Below are 14,802 nucleotides of genomic sequence, written 5' to 3' on the forward strand. Positions count from 1 at the left end.
AAGGAGCGCATCCGTGCTCGAAGAAGCAGGCCGGTACACCGGCTACACCGCTTACGACTACCTCGAAGCTGGCAAGGACTACCGCGAGTTCCGCTACGCCAAGCAGATCGGCCGCGTGCCGGCGTACGACCTCGGCCTGAACGACGCGCAGCAGGAACGCACCGAGCGCCTGCTCCGTGAAGAGACCGTGATCTCGCTGCACGAGCACGTGCAGGTGTTCCCCGAAGACATGGGAGAGCTCCGCGATCACATCCGGCAGGGCCGGGAACCCACCGGCTACCAGGGCCTCGCTCGCTCCGGTCTGACCGCCGTGTTCGACAACGGGATGGACGGCACCTGCTGCATCTCGAGCGACGCCGGCTGGAAGTACCAGGACGTGCTGTTCGACCTCGGCGTGCGCATGGCCGACCTCGCGCATCAGGACTTCGTGATGAAGGCCGAGTCGATCAAGGACATCCGCCACGCCGCAGAGACCGGTCGCGTCGCGCACATCTTCGCGCTCGAAGCCTCGACCATGATCGAGAACGAGGTCGACCGCCTCGACGTGCTCTACGGCTTCGGCGTGCGGCAGATGGGCATCGCCTACTCCGAGGCCAACATGCTCGGCGGCGGCCTCAAGGAGCGCGGCGACGGCGGACTCACCTACTTCGGCGAGCGCGCGGTCGAGCGGATGAACAAGCTCGGCATCGCCATCGACATCTCGCACTCCGGCGACCAGACCTGTCTCGATGTGATCGCGCATTCGAACAAGCCGGTGTTCATCACCCACGCCGGTGCCCGCGGGCTGTGGCCGACGAACCGGATGAAGACCGATGAGACGATCATCGAGTGCGCGAAGCGCGGTGGGGTGATCGGCATCGAGGCAGCTCCCCATACGACCATCTCGCCCCAGCACCCGAAGCACTCGCTGGAGTCGGTCATGGACCACTTCCAGTACTGCGTCGACCTGGTGGGTCTGGAGCACGTCAGCTTCGGCCCGGACACCCTGTTTGGCGACCATGTCGGTCTGCATGATGCGTTCTCCTCGAACCTGTCGCTCGGACAGGCGCACGCCAACGTCGACTACGAGAAGCAGCCGTACGTCGACGGCATCGAGAACCCGGCTGAGGCCTTCTACAACATCATCGGCTGGCTCGTGAAGCACGACTACTCCGACGACGAGATTCGCGCGGTCGTCGGAGGGAACACCATGCGCGTACTCGAGGAGGTCTGGGTCTGATGAAGTACAGCAAGTTCCTCGCCCTCGGCGCGGCCACGGTTCTCGCCGTCGGTCTCGCCGCGTGCGCCCCGTCCGCGCCGGAACCGGGGGAGTCATCAGGCTCCACCGGTCCCAGCGATGAGACGCTCAGCATCGGCACCACCACGGATGTCGTCAACTTCAACCCGGTGCTCGGCAACAGCCGCACGGACTCGTGGATCACGAATCTGATGTATCCGCATCTGCTGAGCATCAGCGACGACGGCACCAAGGAAGCCCATGTGGCGACCGATTGGGGCTACGTCGACGACACCACCGGGTTCTACGAGATCCGCGACGACCTCACCTGGAGCGACGGCGAACCGTTGACCGCCGAGGACGTGGCCTGGACCCTGAACGCGGTCAAGCGCGATCAGGCCCCCGGCACGTTCTACGGACAGCTCGGCAACCTCGAGACCGCGACCGCCGTCTCCGACACCAGGGTCGAGCTCACCCTGACGCAGCCCGACTCGTCCATCATCGACGAGATCGGGTTCTGGGGCGTCGTCGTCCCTCAGCACGTGTTCGAGCCGAAGGGCTCGATCGCCGAGTTCGCGAACGACGGCAGCGACGGCGGCTGGGTGGGCATGGGACCGTTCATCATGAGCGACTTCCAGGTCGGCCAGCACTACACGCTCGAGCGCGTCGAGGACTACCCCCTCGTCGACGGCGGCGTTCCCGGCCCGGCCGAGGTCGTCTACCGCGTGTACCCCGACGTGAACACCGAGATCCTGGCGCTGCAGAGCGGCGAGATCGACGTGATCGCGAACGCCCTGCCACCCGCACAGGTCGAGCAGCTCAGCAGCACCGACGGCCTCCAGGTCATCGAGGCTCCCGGCCTCGGCTACGCGCACCTCGTCTACAACATGGACAAGCCCGACCTCGCGAAGGCCGAGGTGCGTCAGGCGCTCGCCCATGCGGTCGACTATGACGCGATCCGCACGGTCGTGCTGCAGGGCCAGGCCGTCTCGACCGGGTCCAGCGCGCTCATGCCGGTGCTCGCCAAGTACTACGACGACTCGGTGACCGAGTACGAGTTCGATCCCGAGAAGTCGCGCTCGTTGATGGAGGAAGCCGGCTACACCGCCGGTTCCGACGGCACCTTCCCGGTCTCGTTCCGGCTGATCTACTCCCTGCAGGACAGCGTGACGAGCCAGTGGGCGCAGATGGTCAAGGACAGCGCGGCCGAGGCCGGTATCACGATCGAGCTGCAGGGCACGGAGCGGAACACGTACCTCTCGATGACCAACGAGGGCGACTACGACATCTACGCCGGCAACTTCGCCATCATGGACGACCCGGTGACGAACTTCGCCCTGTCGTACCTGCCGGGCGGCGCGATCAACTACACCCACGTGGACGACGCCGACCTGAACGCCCTGATCGAAGAGGGCATGGTCACGTTCGACGAGGACGAGAAGATCTCGATCATGCGCGAGGCGAACAAGATCGTCCACGAGCAGGTCTACGACAACATCATGTACACGCAGAACCTGTTCTTCGCGGCCAGCGACGAATGGGCCGGCTTCATCTCGAAGCCGAGTGAACTGCTCTCGATCGTGAACCCGCTCTCGCTCGCGAGCGCGCACCCGGTCGAGTAACCACCACCGCACTCTCGAGGAAGGTCGCCCGGGTGTCCCGAGCATCGTTCATACTCCGTCGCGCAGGGAGAGGTCTGCTCACGATCTGGTTCGCCGTGACCGTGACGTTCCTGCTCCTGCGACTGCTCCCCGGCGATCCGGCCCTGGCGCTGGCGAGCCCGAACATGACGGACGACATCCGGGCGACCATCCTCGAGCAGTACGGGCTGGACCAGCCCCTGATCGTGCAGTACGGCCTGTACATGTGGCAACTGCTGCAGGGCAACATGGGGATCTCGTTCACCCAGTCGATCCCGGTCACCGATGTCCTGCTGCAGCGGCTGCCGTGGACCCTGCTGCTGACGATCACCGCCCTGGTGCTCACGATCGTCATCGGCGTCCCGCTCGGGGTCGCGGCCGCCTCGCACAAGGGACGCTTCATCGACAGGGCGGTGCAGGTCGTCGGCGTGACGGGGCAGTCGCTGTTCGTCCCCAGCGTCGCGATCCTGCTCCTGTTCGTCTTCGGCCTGAACCTCGGCTGGTTCCCGATCGGCGGGGCGTACACCAACAACACCTACGGCTTCGAGTGGTACCTCAGCGTCGCGCAGCACCTCGTGCTGCCCGCCGTGTCGCTGATGCTCATCCAGGTCGGCTCGTACGTGCTCACGATGCGCTCGACGTTGATCGAGACACTCGGTGAGGACTACATCCTCCTGGCGAAGGCCAACGGCATCCGCGGCGGTCGCATCCTCTGGAAGCACGCGCTGCGCAACGCCCTGCTGCCGACGACGACGCTGATCGGTCTGCAACTCGGATTCCTGGTCGGCGGCGCCGTGCTCACCGAGACGGTGTTCGCCTATCCCGGGATCGGCCGCGGCATCTACGAGGCCGTCACCCAGCTCGACTTCCCCGTCCTGCAGGGAGCGTTCCTCATGCTCGCCGTCACGGTGGTCGTGGCGAACACGATCACCGACATCATCTACGGCTACCTGGACCCGAGAGTGAAGACCTCATGACCGCTCCGATGCCCTCCTCAGAGACCCTCGCGCCGAGTGAGCCGACCGCCGCGGGGAGCGAGCGGGCGAGCGCCCACACCTGGCGCGCGTTCCGCCGCGACCCGCTCGGCATGATCTCCCTCGGGCTCCTCGTCCTGCTCGTGATCGTCGCCCTGGCCGCACCCCTGATCGCCCCGTACCCGGCCAGCTACGGTCCGGACGTGCTGCGTCCGCCGAGCGGCGACCACTGGTTCGGCACCGATGCGCTCGGCCGCGACGTGTTCTCCGAGGTGATCTGGGGAACGCAGCAGAGCGTGCTCGTCGCGGTCGCCGCATCCGTGATCGCGATCGTGTTCGGCACGATCATCGCTGTGCTCGGCGCCTACTTCCGCCGACTCGACAGCGTCATCAGCGTGATCGTCGACATGACGCTCTCGCTGCCGGTGCTGCCGCTGATGATCCTGATCGCCGCCCTGGTCGGGCCGAGCACCTCGACGATCATCTTCGTGGTCGCGGCGTTCTCCTGGCCCGAGGTCACGCGCCTCGTCCGGTCGCAGGCCCTGACCGTGGTCGGCCTTCCCTACGTCGACGCCTCGCGGTTGATGACGACCTCCCCGGTGTGGATCATCACCAGGCACGTGCTTCCGGCAGTGACTCCGGTGGTCGTGGTGTCCGTGGTCGTGACCGCGTCGCGGGCCGTGCTCTCGGCAGCAGGACTCGCCTTCCTCGGCCTCGGCGACCCGACGACCTGGTCCTGGGGACGCATCCTGTACGAGGCCCAGCAGGCCGGTGCGATGGTGAGCGCGTGGTGGCTGACACTCTTCCCCTCCATCGCGATCCTCATCCTGGTGCTCTCCGCGACCCTTCTCTCGATCGCCTACAACGACGCGCGCAATCCGCGTCACCTCGCCCGATAGGAGCATGAGATGGCCGATTTCGACCAACGGCTCGCGCCCGAGTTCTTCGACCGCGTGCAGGCGCGCGTGCGTGCGCAGATGGCGGAGGAGGGGTTCGATGCCTTCCTCACCGACCATCCGGAGGACATCGCGTACCTCACCGGCTTCTTCCACCACCCGTCGGAGCGTCCGGTGGCGATCTGGATCGAGGCCACCGGCCGCATCGTGATGCTCCTGCCGGAGCTGGAGCGGGAGTACGCGGACTCGCAGTCCGCCAGGGCCGAGCTCGTCGCCTTCTTCGAGTACCCGGGCGTGGTCGCGCCGTTCGAGGTGCTCGCCGGGGCGGTGACGCCGCGCGGGCGGGTCGGCTTCGCATCGACGATGCCGTACCAGCGCCTGTCCGCGGCGCAGGCGGCGATGGGGCAGGCCGCGCTGGTCCCATCCGACCTGATCACTCGGATCCGCTATGTGAAGTTCCCCGAGGAGGTGGCTCTGCACCGCGAGGCGGCACGCGTCACGGATCGGATGCTGGACGCCGGTGTGCAGCTGGTGGCCGAGGCTGTCGCCGCCGGGGGAGAGCTCCCCACCGAGGCCGAGCTCGAGCGCCACGTCACCGCGACCGGCACCCGCATCATGTACGCCGAGCACCGCAACGTGGTTGTGGCCTCGCTGCTGGCGGGCGGCCTCGTGTACTCGGGCGCGAACTCCGCGTTCCCGCATGGACTACCGTCGGTGAACCGACTCAAGGCGGGCGACACCTTCATGCTCTCCCTCGGGTGCGCGATCGGCGGCAGGTTCATCGAGGGCGAGCGGACCTTCGTGCTCGGAGAGCCGACCGCCGAGCAGCGGCGCTATCACGACACGATCCACGCGGCACAGCTGCGCGGACGCGAGACCATCCGCGCCGGGCTGGAGTGCCGCGAGGCGAACCGGCTCTGCCTCGACGTGATCCGCGACGCGGGGCTCGGCGAGTTCATCCGCCATCGCCAGGGGCACGGCATCGGACTCGGCATGCACGAGGCCCCGTGGCTCGAAGACGGCGACGCCACGCTGCTGCAGGAGGGCATGGTCGTCTCCAACGAGCCGGGCATCTACGTCCCCGGCCATGCGGGGTACCGCATCAGCGACAGCATGCTCGTGACCGCCACAGGTGCCGAGCCCCTGACCGCCTTCCCCCGCAGCCTCGACGACTGCATCATCGCGCTCTGACGCCCCGGAACCGAGAGAGAGACCACGACATGACATCCACCCCGCCCGTATCCCCGGAGTTCGCCGCTGCGACCAGCGCCCACGAGTGGGTTGAGATCAACGGCAACCATCTCGCCGTCGAGGTGCTCGGCCCTGAGGGCGCGCCCGTCATCATCACGCACCACGGCGCACCGGGGCTCGGCTCTCGTGCGGAACCCCGGGCCAGCTTCGGGCGCCTCGCCGACGAGTACCGCGTCGTGGTGTTCGACGCTCGCGGGAGCGGTCAGAGCGAGGGTGAAGGCACCTACAGCCACGAGCAGTGGGCCGCCGACATCGACGGTCTGCGCGAGTGGATCGGCGCCGACCGGATCGCGATCGCCGGCGGCTCGTACGGCGGCTTCATGGCGATGGAATACGCGCTGCGGTATCCGGACCGCGTGGCAGCGATGGTGCTGCGGGACACGTCTCCCGACAACTCCAACGCCCACCTGGCGCGCGAGAACGCCCTGGCCTCCGACCGCGTGACGATCGACATGGAGAAGTTCGATCGCATCGACGTCGGTCAGGTCCGCGATGACGAGGATCTCAAGGACTGCTGGCGGGAGATCCTGCCGCTGTACGACTTCGTCTACGACCCGGAGGCCGTGGAGCGGAAGGTGCAGGCGACGCCGTACCGATACCGCGCCCACAACTACGCCTTCTCCGTCAACCTCCCGAACTACGACCTCAAGCCGCGACTGCCCGAGATCGGTGTGCCGACACTCATCACGGTGGGGCGGACGGACTGGATCACGCCAGTATCGTGTAGCCAGACGATCGCCGATCTCATCCCGGACTCCGAGATGGTGGTGTTCGAGAAATCGGGGCACTCCCCGCAGATCGAGGAGGCAGAGGCGTGGACGAAGACGGTGCGCACGTTCCTGCACCGGGTGTACCCGCCGACCCGATGAGCGGCATCCACCTGACGAGAGAAGTGAGCGACCTCGATCGTCGGATCGTCGTCGCGTTGCAGCAGGACGGACGCGCGAGCTGGACCTCGATCGCCGAGTTCGCCGGTGCCCCCGTGTCCACCGTCACGCGCCGCGGTCAGCAGCTGCTCGCCGAGGGACTCGTGCGGGTCGGGATCGTGCCGACGCTCGGCAGCGAGGGCCACGTGGAGACGTTCTTCGTGCGGATCAACTGCACCCCCGGGTCGCAGTTGGGCGTCGCACAGGCGCTGATCGGGTCGCCGTACGTGCGATTCGTGACCCTGGTCACCGGGAAGTTCGACGTCTTCGCCGAGGTCGTGATCCCCGGCGACTCCGCGACGTACGCGCACGTCCTCACCGACCTGCAGGCCATACCGGGAGTCGAGCGCTGGCGCAGCGACCTCGTGGTGCACACCTACAAGGTGAGCTTCGACTGGGGGCGGCAGCTCTATGACGCGCATGCCGAGGCGACAACCGACCCGCAGTCGTACATGCCGGCGCCCAACACGTGCGATCCGACGCACTTCGACGACGCCGACCGGGCGATCGTCGAAGAACTGCGCCACAACGGCAGGGCGTCGTTCCAGTCCATCGGCGACACGCTCGACATGAACGAGAGCAGCGTTCGTCGCCGGTACGAGCGGATGCGCAACGCGGGCTGTCTGACCACCGTGACCATGGTGCCGGCATCCGCACTGGGGATGAGCGCGGAGACGCTGCTCATCCTGCGGGTCGAGCCCTCCCGGATCGCGGCGGTGGCGCAGACGCTCGCGCACCACGTGTCGGTCCGATTCCTCGCGGCTGCTCTGGAGGAGAACTCGCTGTACTGCGAGATCATCCTGCCGAGCACCGAGACGCTGCACGACTTCCTCACCGGGACGATCGCGCATCTCAAGGGCGTCCGCGGGTGGAACGCGGCGATGGAGCTGGTCTTCATGAAGCGCGGGTTCATCGAGACGCCGTGGTGGCGTGCGCAGGTCGCGTCCGCCGGCGGCGTCGAATCCGTCTCGTAGCGACGATCTTCCGCCCACCGCATCCTCGGCGCGCGGTGTCAAGGGGCTTCCCCAGCCACCATCAGGGCCGCACTCTTAGGGAAGAGAGAGTCCTGGAGGGCCCCCAGATGTCTGAACTTCCGGATCCGCGGTTCATCTTGAACCGCATCACCGCTTCGGAATGGGTGATCAACGATCTTCGTTACGCACCCAACGATCCGCGGCACGTGGTCGCCTGCGTGTACGAGCTCGCCGAGACCGAGGTCGAGGTGACCTGGTTGCGCGACCTTCCGCTCGCAAGCCGTTACGGGACCGTCTTCGAGGTGCTCGAAGACGTGGAGAGGATGCGGGGGACGAGCAGGGCGACGCGCCCGATCTCGATCGCCCACCGTCCGCCGCTCGCCACCACCTAGCGGTCGCGCGAGACCCTACGGCAGAAGCGCGCCTCCTCGATCGTCGAGGAGGCGCGCTTTTCGTGTTCGTCCGCTCGGCGTCAGCGCCGAAGGTCGAGCGGCACACCCCGGATAGGCTCGGGTGCATGGACGACGTCCGCAACGTGCACGAGGCCCTTTCCACGATCACCGAGCACTGGCAGCCGCATCGGCTCACGAGCATCAACGACTACGACGTCAAGGTCGTCAAGCTTCAGGGCGAGTTCGTCTGGCACACGCACCCCGACACCGATGAGATGTTCATGGTGGTGAGCGGGCAGCTGACCATCCAGCTCCGCGATCGCGATGTCGTCCTCGGACCGAGCGACGTGTTCGTGGTCCCTCGCGGCGTCGAGCACTGTCCGAAAGCAGCCGAGGAGGTCCACGCGATCCTGTTCGAGCCGAAGGGCACGGTCAACACGGGCGACGCAGGTGGCGACATGACGTCGGATCTGCGCGAACTCTCCTGACGCGCGGACCTGACGCTCGGACGTGATGCTCAGACGCCCGCGTCCTCGTCGTCTCCGGCGGCGACACGGTCGGCCTCGGCGCTGTCGATCAGAGCATCGTCGACGTCCTGATCGAGAACGCGCTCCCCGTCCACTTCTCGGGTGGGCACATCGTCGTCGTCACCAGCGGGCACCGGGGGCACGGGAGGGATGATGGGATTCGACATGAGCGCTTCCTTTCGTCGGATGCCCTCACGCTAGGTCGCCCGTGGTGCGGACGCGATCGGGTTGACGCGCGCCATGGAGCGCGGTAGACGCAGCACCTCGGTCGTCACGGCTCCAGGTACGCGGCGACGTTCGCCAGCGACGAATCCGATCCGGAAACGAAGAAAGCCCCCGGATATCCGGGGGCTTCTCGGTGGACCTGAGGGGACTCGAACCCCTGACCCCCTGCATGCCATGCAGGTGCGCTACCAGCTGCGCCACAGGCCCAGACACCACTCCGAACGAGCCGGAGCAACTTGAAAAGAGTACTACACGACTCCGCGCGAGCACCAATCGGGGCGGAGCGCCCGGGAGTGTCGTCGCCGCCGGAACATCCCCGACCTTCTGGGCGTTCTGTTCATCGTGAGCATCCTCGACAGTCTGGTGATCGGCGCAGGGCAGGCCGGTCTCTCGGCGTCGTTCCACCTCGCCCGACTCGGCATCTCGCATGTGGTGCTGGACGCGAACGAGCGTCCGGGCGGGGCGTGGCAGCATCGGTGGGACGCGCTCACGATGCAGGACGTGCACGGCGTCGCAGAGCTGCCGGGCGACAGTCCTCCGCCGCGAGACGCCGCACGTGCGAACGCGGCCGTCCCCGCGTACTTCGCCGCCTACGAGCGCGCGCATGCGCTCCCCGTGCTGCGTCCGGTGCACGTCGAACGGGTCGAGGACCAGGGGGGAGTGCTCGTGGTGCGCGCGCACGAGGGGGAGTGGACGACGCGCACGCTCGTGAACGCCACCGGAACGTGGTCGCATCCGTTCCTGCCGCACTTCCCAGGGATGGAGACGTTCCTGGGCGAGCAGCTGCACACCGTGGACTACCCGGGGCCGGAGCACTTCGTCGGCAAGCGGGTGCTCGTCGTCGGAGGCGGAGCCTCGGCCGTGCAGTTCCTCGGCGCGCTCGCGCCGCTCACCGAGACGCTCTGGGTCACCCGCCGCGAGCCCGTGTGGCGGGACGACGACTTCACCCCCGAGGCCGGGGCGGCGGCCGTGGCGCTCGTCGAGAAGCGTGTCGCCGCAGGGCTCCCGCCCGAGAGCGTGGTCAGCGTCACCGGGCTCATGCTGCGTCCGCAGGAGCGCGAAGCCGAGCGCCTCGGCGCCTACGCCGCTCGGCGGCCGATGTTCCAGCGCATCGAACCCGATGGCGTGCGGTGGGCCGACGGGAGCTTCGAGCGCGTCGATGTGATCCTGTGGGCGACGGGCTTCCGGCCGGCGATCAGTCACCTGGCGCCCTTGCATCTGCGCAGCGCGGCGGGCGGCATCCAACTCGACAGGAATGGCCGCGGCACGACCGCCGTCGCGGACCCGCGGGTGCAGCTCGTGGGGTACGGACCCTCGGCGAGCACGATCGGCGCCAACCGCGCGGGGCGCTCGGCGGCGAAGGGCGCGCAGCGGGCATTGCGGTCCGCAGCTGCGACGGTCGCCGCCGGGGCCGTCACCAGCGGTTGAGCACCTCCTCCGCGAATCCCTCGATGCCGTCGACGCGCACGCGGGCCCCGGTGTCGTCGGTCACCCACCCCGACCACACGCCGAACAGCTGATCCGTCCTGCTCGCGATGACCACGGCGTCGGTGCGCGAGCGCTTGTCGTAGAACGGGGTGAAGGTGAGGTCGGCGCTCGTCCCGTGCACATGCCACGGTGTCAGGAAGGCCTGCGGGTCGTAGTCCCAGACGAGCTCTTCGCTGATCTTCGACAGGTGGCCGTCGACGAGCAGTGCGTTCTCGGTGGCGCCGGAACCGTCGGTCCACTTCGCGCCGAGCTGCAGGCCGATCACGCGACCGTCGACGAGGCCGCTGCCTGCCGCCCAGTTCCAGTGCACGCGGTAGGGCCAGCGTCCGCGGCCGTGGTCGAGCACCGCCCAGCTCCCCGGCGGCACGTCATGCGGGGTGCCGTCGACCGTGACGGTTCCGGCGACCGGCCGCGCCACATCCTTCACGGTGTACTGGAACCGGGAGATCTCGTCTCCGCGTCGCCACGGCACCACGACGCCGAGGGACTCGTGCCCAGGCGGGCGGGTCGCGAGCATGTCGAACGACACGCGAGGAGTGGTTCCGCGCAGGCGCGTCCCGTCGAAGGACTCGTCGACGTCGAGGCTGATCCGGCGGGTGCGTGCACGGGCCGGGCCGTCTCCGAGCGACGGCGGCAGCGTGGCGCTGCGTCCTCCTGGTGAGATCGTCGTCGTCCCGATCTCCTCGCCGGTCGCCCGGTCCAGCACCCACACCTCATGCAGCGCCATGTAGTCGACGCACGAGATCGTGAACGCGATGATGTGGGACACCGTCATGACGTTCCAGTACTCCCACCGCTTGTTGCGGCCCCAGTGCCCACGTCCGGGGATCCCTGACGTGTCATGCAACGGTGTCCGCGACCAGCCCAGCGCGTCGTGATTCAGCGTTCCGTAGGCGGTGGTGAGAGCGACGGGCGCGGTGATCTCGCGCTCGTTCAACGGTGTGGGCATCATCGTCCTGGTGTCGGGGGGACGCCGTGTCGGGTCGGCGTTGAGCCGAGTGTAGAGGACGAGGGCGTGGGCCGGAGACGGAGTGGCGCATCGGTACGCTGATGGTCATGGTCCGCATCATCCTCCTCATCGTCTGGCTCCTCCTGTCGGCGTGGCTCGCGATCTGGGTCGGGGAGGGGCTCTTCGGGGTCGATCAGCGACACTCGATCCTGCCGTTCGCCGGGGAGGACACGCTCGGCGCTCCGATCATCATCGGCGTCGCGTGGGGACTGCTGCTGACGTTCGGAGGAATGCTCTCGGGGCTCGGGCGCCGCAAGATTGTCCGTGGTCCGGCGCAGATCGGGGTCGGCACGATCGTGGAGGTCTCCCGCACCGGGGTGAGCGTGAACGACGTCCCGCAGTACGACATCTTCATCCGTGTGACGCCGAGCGCGGCTGAGGAGTTCATCGGGCAGCTGCGGATGCTGGTGGACGCGGCGGAGATAGGCACGCTCCAGGTGGGGCTCCCCGTTCCGGTGCGCTACAGCCTGACCGATCAGGACACCGTCGAACTCGCCGACCTCAGCGATCCCGTGGTCCGCGAGGCGATGCTGCAGTGGCGGATCGATCGCGGCCTGATCGACCCGAGCCAGGTGCGGGCGCGCACGAGCGGCATCGCGGTGCCCGCCTCGGTGCTGGAGGTGCGCCCGACCGGTCGACGACGGGAGGGACAGAGCGAGCTCGCGCTGCGGGTGCTGATGGCTCCGGACGGCGAGGCGACATGGGAGGCCGACACCACGGTGTTCGTGTACCCGCAAGCGGTCCCGCATCTGCAGGTCGGCGCTCCCGTGTGGGCGTATTACCGGCGGGAGGACCCGCAGACCGTCGCGGTGACGATCGAGAAGGAGGCGACGCGATGAATCCGATGGACACGCTCATCTGGCTGGTCAATTTCCCCGCATCGCACGGCTATGTCTTCGTCTTCATCGCGGGGTTCTCCACGCTCGGTCTGTTCGCGTTGTCGGCGCGGGGCGCGGCGCCGGGCGAGACGCTGCGTCGTGTGCGCGAACGTGAGGGACTGCTGCGTTCGACCGGTCGCCCCCGCGGCGAGATCGGGGGCCGTGTGCTCCGCGTCGCCGCCCGGATCCTGGCCTTCGTGATGGTCGGCTCGCTCGCGATCGGCATCCTCAGCCTGACCGGTGTCCCCGTCACGCGTGCCTACATCCATGACCACGGTCGGCCGACGACCGCGACGATGGACGGAGACTGGGTCACCTTCACGACCGCCGAAGGGGCGGAGTACACGCTCGAGAGCAATTTCTTCACGCCTGCCGTGTATCCCGATCGCGATGTCTACCTTCCCAGCGGTGAACCGGTCGTCGTGCGCTACCTGCCGAGCCACCCCCAGGCGTTCGTGATCGACAGCGAGCAGACCCCGCGCTGACGTCGGGACGTGCGCGTAGGGTGAAGGTATGTCGCGCATCATCGTCTTCGGCGGCCACGGCCGTATCGCCCTCCTGCTCGCACCGCTGCTCGTCGCTCAGGGCGATGAGGTCACGGGAGTGATCCGCAACCCGGCGCACGCACCGGAGGTCGAAGCGGGCGGGGCGCGAGCGCTCGTCGCCGACGTCGAGAACATGGACGTCGAGGCGCTCGCCGAGATCATCCGCGGGCACGACGCCGTCGTCTGGTCGGCAGGCGCCGGTGGCGGATCACCCGAGCGCACCTATGCGGTCGACCGCGATGCGGCTCAGCGATCGATGGACGCGGCGGAACGCGCCGGGGTCCGCCGCTATGTCATGGTGTCGTGGCTCGGCTCCACCGCCGATCACGGTGTTCCCGAGGGCGACTCGTTCTACCCGTACGCCGACGCCAAGTGGGCTGCAGACGAGCACCTGCGCGCGAGCGGGCTCGAAGGCACGATCCTCGGCCCCGGCACCCTCACGTTCGACGCGCCGACCTCGCGCGTCCAGATCGACCCGGACGGAAGCGGCGCGGTGTCTCGTGCGGATGTCGCCGCGGTCATCGCAGCGACACTCCACGCGCCGTGCACGATCGGTCGCACGATCCGCTTCGGCAACGGCGACCCGGAATCGTCGGTGCCCATCGCCGAGGCCCTCGGCTGCTGACGCGGCGGCCGCGCACAGGAGGCCCCATGTCCCGGTACCGCGGTCGGACGGCGGGGGCGTTGGCCATCGCCGCGATGGTCGGCCTGTGCGCCACGGCGACGGCGTCGGCATCCGTCGTCCCTGCGACTTCGACGGCGGCTCCTGCTCGCACCGCGACCCCGGGCGCGACCCCGGGCACGACGCCATCCGCGCGCGCTGCGGCGCTGGTGCACGAGATGACGGTGGCCGCGCAGGCGTCGACTGTGGTCATGGGGCACGTCGCAGGGACCGATCCGGCAGCGCTCCGCGCCTACATGGAGTCAGGGCTCGGCGGCTTCATCCTGATGGGGGCGAACATCCCGGAGTCCGAGGCCGCACTGCAGGGCCTGACCGGGGCGCTGACCGTCGACCCCCGGCTTCCTCCACTGATCGCCGTCGACCAGGAGGGGGGAATCGTGTCGCGTCTGCGCGGCGACGACTTCGCGGCCTCCACGTCGCTCAAGGATCGTCCGGTCGCCGACACGGCCGACGCGTTCTCCGCACGCGGTGCCCTCGTCGCACGCGCGGGCATCACGGTGAACTTCGGGACCGTGGCGGACTTCACCGCGGATGCGGGCACCTTCATCTACGGTCGAGCGCTCGGCACCGACGCGGCGGGCGCTGCAGACAGGGTCGAGGCCGCGACAGCAGCGCAGGAGCAGTTCGTCGCGTCCACCCTCAAGCACTTTCCCGGGCACGGTGCCGCGCCGGGAGACTCCCATCACGCGATCCCCACGACGGCGATGGGACTCGACCAGTGGCGCGAGACGGAGGCTGCTCCCTTCCGCGCGGGTATCGATGCGGGGGCGGATCTGCTGATGTACGGCCATCTCGCCTACACCGCCGTCGATCCGCTGCCCGCCTCCCTCTCGCCGAGGTGGCACCAGATCGCCAGAGACGACCTCGGCTTCGAGGGGGTGGCCGTCACCGATGATCTCGGCATGCTGCTGTCATCGGGGAATCCGGCCTACGCCGACCCAGTCGCGAACGGCGTGGCGGCGATCGCCGCCGGCAACGACCTGGTGCTCATGATCGCAGGCTCCGACGCCCGGACGGCGCAGAACATGGCGGCGGGGATCGCGGCGGCCGTCGATGCCGGGACGCTGCCGGCGCAGAGGCTCGAAGAGGCGGCTGTCCGGGTCGTCACGCTGCGGATGCGGCTGGCGGCGAGCACCGCGAACTGGGCGGTGTGTCCCGACTGCGATCCCGCGGGGTGAG

General features: G+C 68.4%; 16 protein-coding genes and 1 tRNA gene. 14 read left to right on the top strand and 3 right to left on the bottom strand.

Annotated features, from left to right (window positions below; translation table 11 throughout):
• Positions 1-13: 13 nt before the first annotated feature.
• From AB0E56_RS09730 to AB0E56_RS09770, 9 genes are all read left to right on the top strand, one after another.
• A complete protein-coding gene (locus tag AB0E56_RS09730) occupies positions 14-1,219 on the top strand; it encodes a membrane dipeptidase (protein ID WP_359798513.1) in 1,206 nt (401 codons plus the stop codon).
• The gene (locus AB0E56_RS09735; protein WP_359798515.1) at positions 1,219-2,838 is read left to right on the top strand and encodes an ABC transporter substrate-binding protein; all 1,620 of its coding nucleotides are present in this window, start codon (positions 1,219-1,221) and stop codon (positions 2,836-2,838) included. The genes AB0E56_RS09730 and AB0E56_RS09735 overlap by 1 nt, the downstream gene beginning before the upstream one ends.
• Before the next feature lie 32 nt (positions 2,839-2,870).
• Positions 2,871-3,833, top strand: a complete 963-nt coding sequence (locus tag AB0E56_RS09740) for an ABC transporter permease (protein ID WP_183150221.1) — start codon at positions 2,871-2,873, stop codon at positions 3,831-3,833.
• Positions 3,830-4,729 carry an ABC transporter permease gene (locus AB0E56_RS09745; protein WP_258566815.1) on the top strand — a complete coding sequence of 300 codons (900 nt, stop codon included), beginning with the start codon at positions 3,830-3,832 and terminating at the stop codon, positions 4,727-4,729. Before AB0E56_RS09740 ends, AB0E56_RS09745 begins: the two co-directional genes overlap by 4 nt.
• 9 nt (positions 4,730-4,738) lie before the next feature.
• Positions 4,739-5,917: a Xaa-Pro peptidase family protein gene (locus AB0E56_RS09750; RefSeq protein WP_359798517.1), complete on the top strand. Its 1,179-nt coding sequence runs from the start codon at positions 4,739-4,741 to the stop codon at positions 5,915-5,917.
• Between the two features lie 29 nt (positions 5,918-5,946).
• Entirely contained in the window at positions 5,947-6,846 is a 900-nt protein-coding gene (locus tag AB0E56_RS09755; protein ID WP_359798519.1) for an alpha/beta hydrolase, read from the top strand.
• The gene (locus AB0E56_RS09760) at positions 6,792-7,877 is read left to right on the top strand and encodes an Lrp/AsnC family transcriptional regulator (protein ID WP_359798521.1); all 1,086 of its coding nucleotides are present in this window, start codon (positions 6,792-6,794) and stop codon (positions 7,875-7,877) included. The genes AB0E56_RS09755 and AB0E56_RS09760 overlap by 55 nt, the downstream gene beginning before the upstream one ends.
• Positions 7,878-7,984: 107 nt before the next feature.
• The gene (locus AB0E56_RS09765; RefSeq protein WP_359798523.1) at positions 7,985-8,269 is read left to right on the top strand and encodes a hypothetical protein; all 285 of its coding nucleotides are present in this window, start codon (positions 7,985-7,987) and stop codon (positions 8,267-8,269) included.
• Between the two features lie 125 nt (positions 8,270-8,394).
• On the top strand, positions 8,395-8,757 hold the full coding sequence (locus AB0E56_RS09770) for a cupin domain-containing protein (RefSeq protein WP_359798525.1): 363 nt from the start codon (positions 8,395-8,397) through the stop codon (positions 8,755-8,757).
• Between the two features lie 29 nt (positions 8,758-8,786).
• Here the strand turns inward: AB0E56_RS09770 and AB0E56_RS09775 are convergent, their stop codons facing one another.
• Both AB0E56_RS09775 and AB0E56_RS09780 read right to left on the bottom strand, forming a co-directional pair.
• A complete protein-coding gene (locus AB0E56_RS09775) occupies positions 8,787-8,963 on the bottom strand; it encodes a hypothetical protein (protein ID WP_359798527.1) in 177 nt (58 codons plus the stop codon).
• A gap of 192 nt (positions 8,964-9,155) precedes the next feature.
• Positions 9,156-9,228: transfer RNA gene (locus AB0E56_RS09780), tRNA-Ala, on the bottom strand.
• Between the two features lie 135 nt (positions 9,229-9,363).
• Between AB0E56_RS09780 and AB0E56_RS09785 the strand changes: the two genes are divergently transcribed.
• On the top strand, positions 9,364-10,449 hold the full coding sequence (locus AB0E56_RS09785; protein ID WP_359798529.1) for an NAD(P)-binding domain-containing protein: 1,086 nt from the start codon (positions 9,364-9,366) through the stop codon (positions 10,447-10,449).
• On the opposite strand, the gene AB0E56_RS09790 is transcribed toward AB0E56_RS09785, so the two are convergent.
• Complete coding sequence (locus AB0E56_RS09790) at positions 10,436-11,461, bottom strand: DUF2804 domain-containing protein (RefSeq protein WP_359798530.1); 1,026 nt, start codon at positions 11,459-11,461, stop codon at positions 10,436-10,438. The two genes, AB0E56_RS09785 and AB0E56_RS09790, sit on opposite strands and share 14 nt — an antisense overlap.
• Before the next feature lie 104 nt (positions 11,462-11,565).
• Between AB0E56_RS09790 and AB0E56_RS09795 the strand changes: the two genes are divergently transcribed.
• From AB0E56_RS09795 to AB0E56_RS09810, 4 genes are read left to right on the top strand one after another with little or no spacing between them, the layout of a single operon-like run.
• Positions 11,566-12,357 (top strand): hypothetical protein, encoded by a 792-nt coding sequence (locus tag AB0E56_RS09795; RefSeq protein WP_359798532.1) that lies wholly within the window; start codon positions 11,566-11,568, stop codon positions 12,355-12,357.
• Positions 12,354-12,881: a hypothetical protein gene (locus AB0E56_RS09800; RefSeq protein ID WP_359798534.1), complete on the top strand. Its 528-nt coding sequence runs from the start codon at positions 12,354-12,356 to the stop codon at positions 12,879-12,881. The genes AB0E56_RS09795 and AB0E56_RS09800 overlap by 4 nt, the downstream gene beginning before the upstream one ends.
• A gap of 28 nt (positions 12,882-12,909) precedes the next feature.
• Positions 12,910-13,566, top strand: coding sequence for an SDR family oxidoreductase (locus AB0E56_RS09805; protein WP_359798535.1), 657 nt, complete (start codon positions 12,910-12,912; stop codon positions 13,564-13,566).
• Positions 13,567-13,592: 26 nt separating this feature from the next.
• Positions 13,593-14,801 (top strand): glycoside hydrolase family 3 N-terminal domain-containing protein, encoded by a 1,209-nt coding sequence (locus tag AB0E56_RS09810; protein WP_359798537.1) that lies wholly within the window; start codon positions 13,593-13,595, stop codon positions 14,799-14,801.
• The last annotated feature ends 1 nt before the right edge of the window (position 14,802 follow it).

It is taken from the genome of Microbacterium sp. NPDC028030 (genome assembly GCF_040637855.1).
In the GTDB taxonomy this organism is placed as follows: Bacteria; Actinomycetota; Actinomycetes; order Actinomycetales; family Microbacteriaceae; genus Microbacterium.

Coding starts and splice junctions, on each gene's coding strand:
- AB0E56_RS09795 (WP_359798532.1), top strand. CDS start 11,566: ATGGTCCGCATCATCCTCCTCATCGTCTGGCTCCTCCTGTCGGCGTGG.
- AB0E56_RS09765 (WP_359798523.1), top strand. CDS start 7,985: ATGTCTGAACTTCCGGATCCGCGGTTCATCTTGAACCGCATCACCGCT.
- AB0E56_RS09750 (WP_359798517.1), top strand. CDS start 4,739: ATGGCCGATTTCGACCAACGGCTCGCGCCCGAGTTCTTCGACCGCGTG.
- AB0E56_RS09755 (WP_359798519.1), top strand. CDS start 5,947: ATGACATCCACCCCGCCCGTATCCCCGGAGTTCGCCGCTGCGACCAGC.
- AB0E56_RS09770 (WP_359798525.1), top strand. CDS start 8,395: ATGGACGACGTCCGCAACGTGCACGAGGCCCTTTCCACGATCACCGAG.
- AB0E56_RS09810 (WP_359798537.1), top strand. CDS start 13,593: ATGTCCCGGTACCGCGGTCGGACGGCGGGGGCGTTGGCCATCGCCGCG.
- AB0E56_RS09735 (WP_359798515.1), top strand. CDS start 1,219: ATGAAGTACAGCAAGTTCCTCGCCCTCGGCGCGGCCACGGTTCTCGCC.
- AB0E56_RS09745 (WP_258566815.1), top strand. CDS start 3,830: ATGACCGCTCCGATGCCCTCCTCAGAGACCCTCGCGCCGAGTGAGCCG.
- AB0E56_RS09790 (WP_359798530.1), bottom strand. CDS start 11,461: ATGATGCCCACACCGTTGAACGAGCGCGAGATCACCGCGCCCGTCGCT.
- AB0E56_RS09775 (WP_359798527.1), bottom strand. CDS start 8,963: ATGTCGAATCCCATCATCCCTCCCGTGCCCCCGGTGCCCGCTGGTGAC.
- AB0E56_RS09805 (WP_359798535.1), top strand. CDS start 12,910: ATGTCGCGCATCATCGTCTTCGGCGGCCACGGCCGTATCGCCCTCCTG.
- AB0E56_RS09800 (WP_359798534.1), top strand. CDS start 12,354: ATGAATCCGATGGACACGCTCATCTGGCTGGTCAATTTCCCCGCATCG.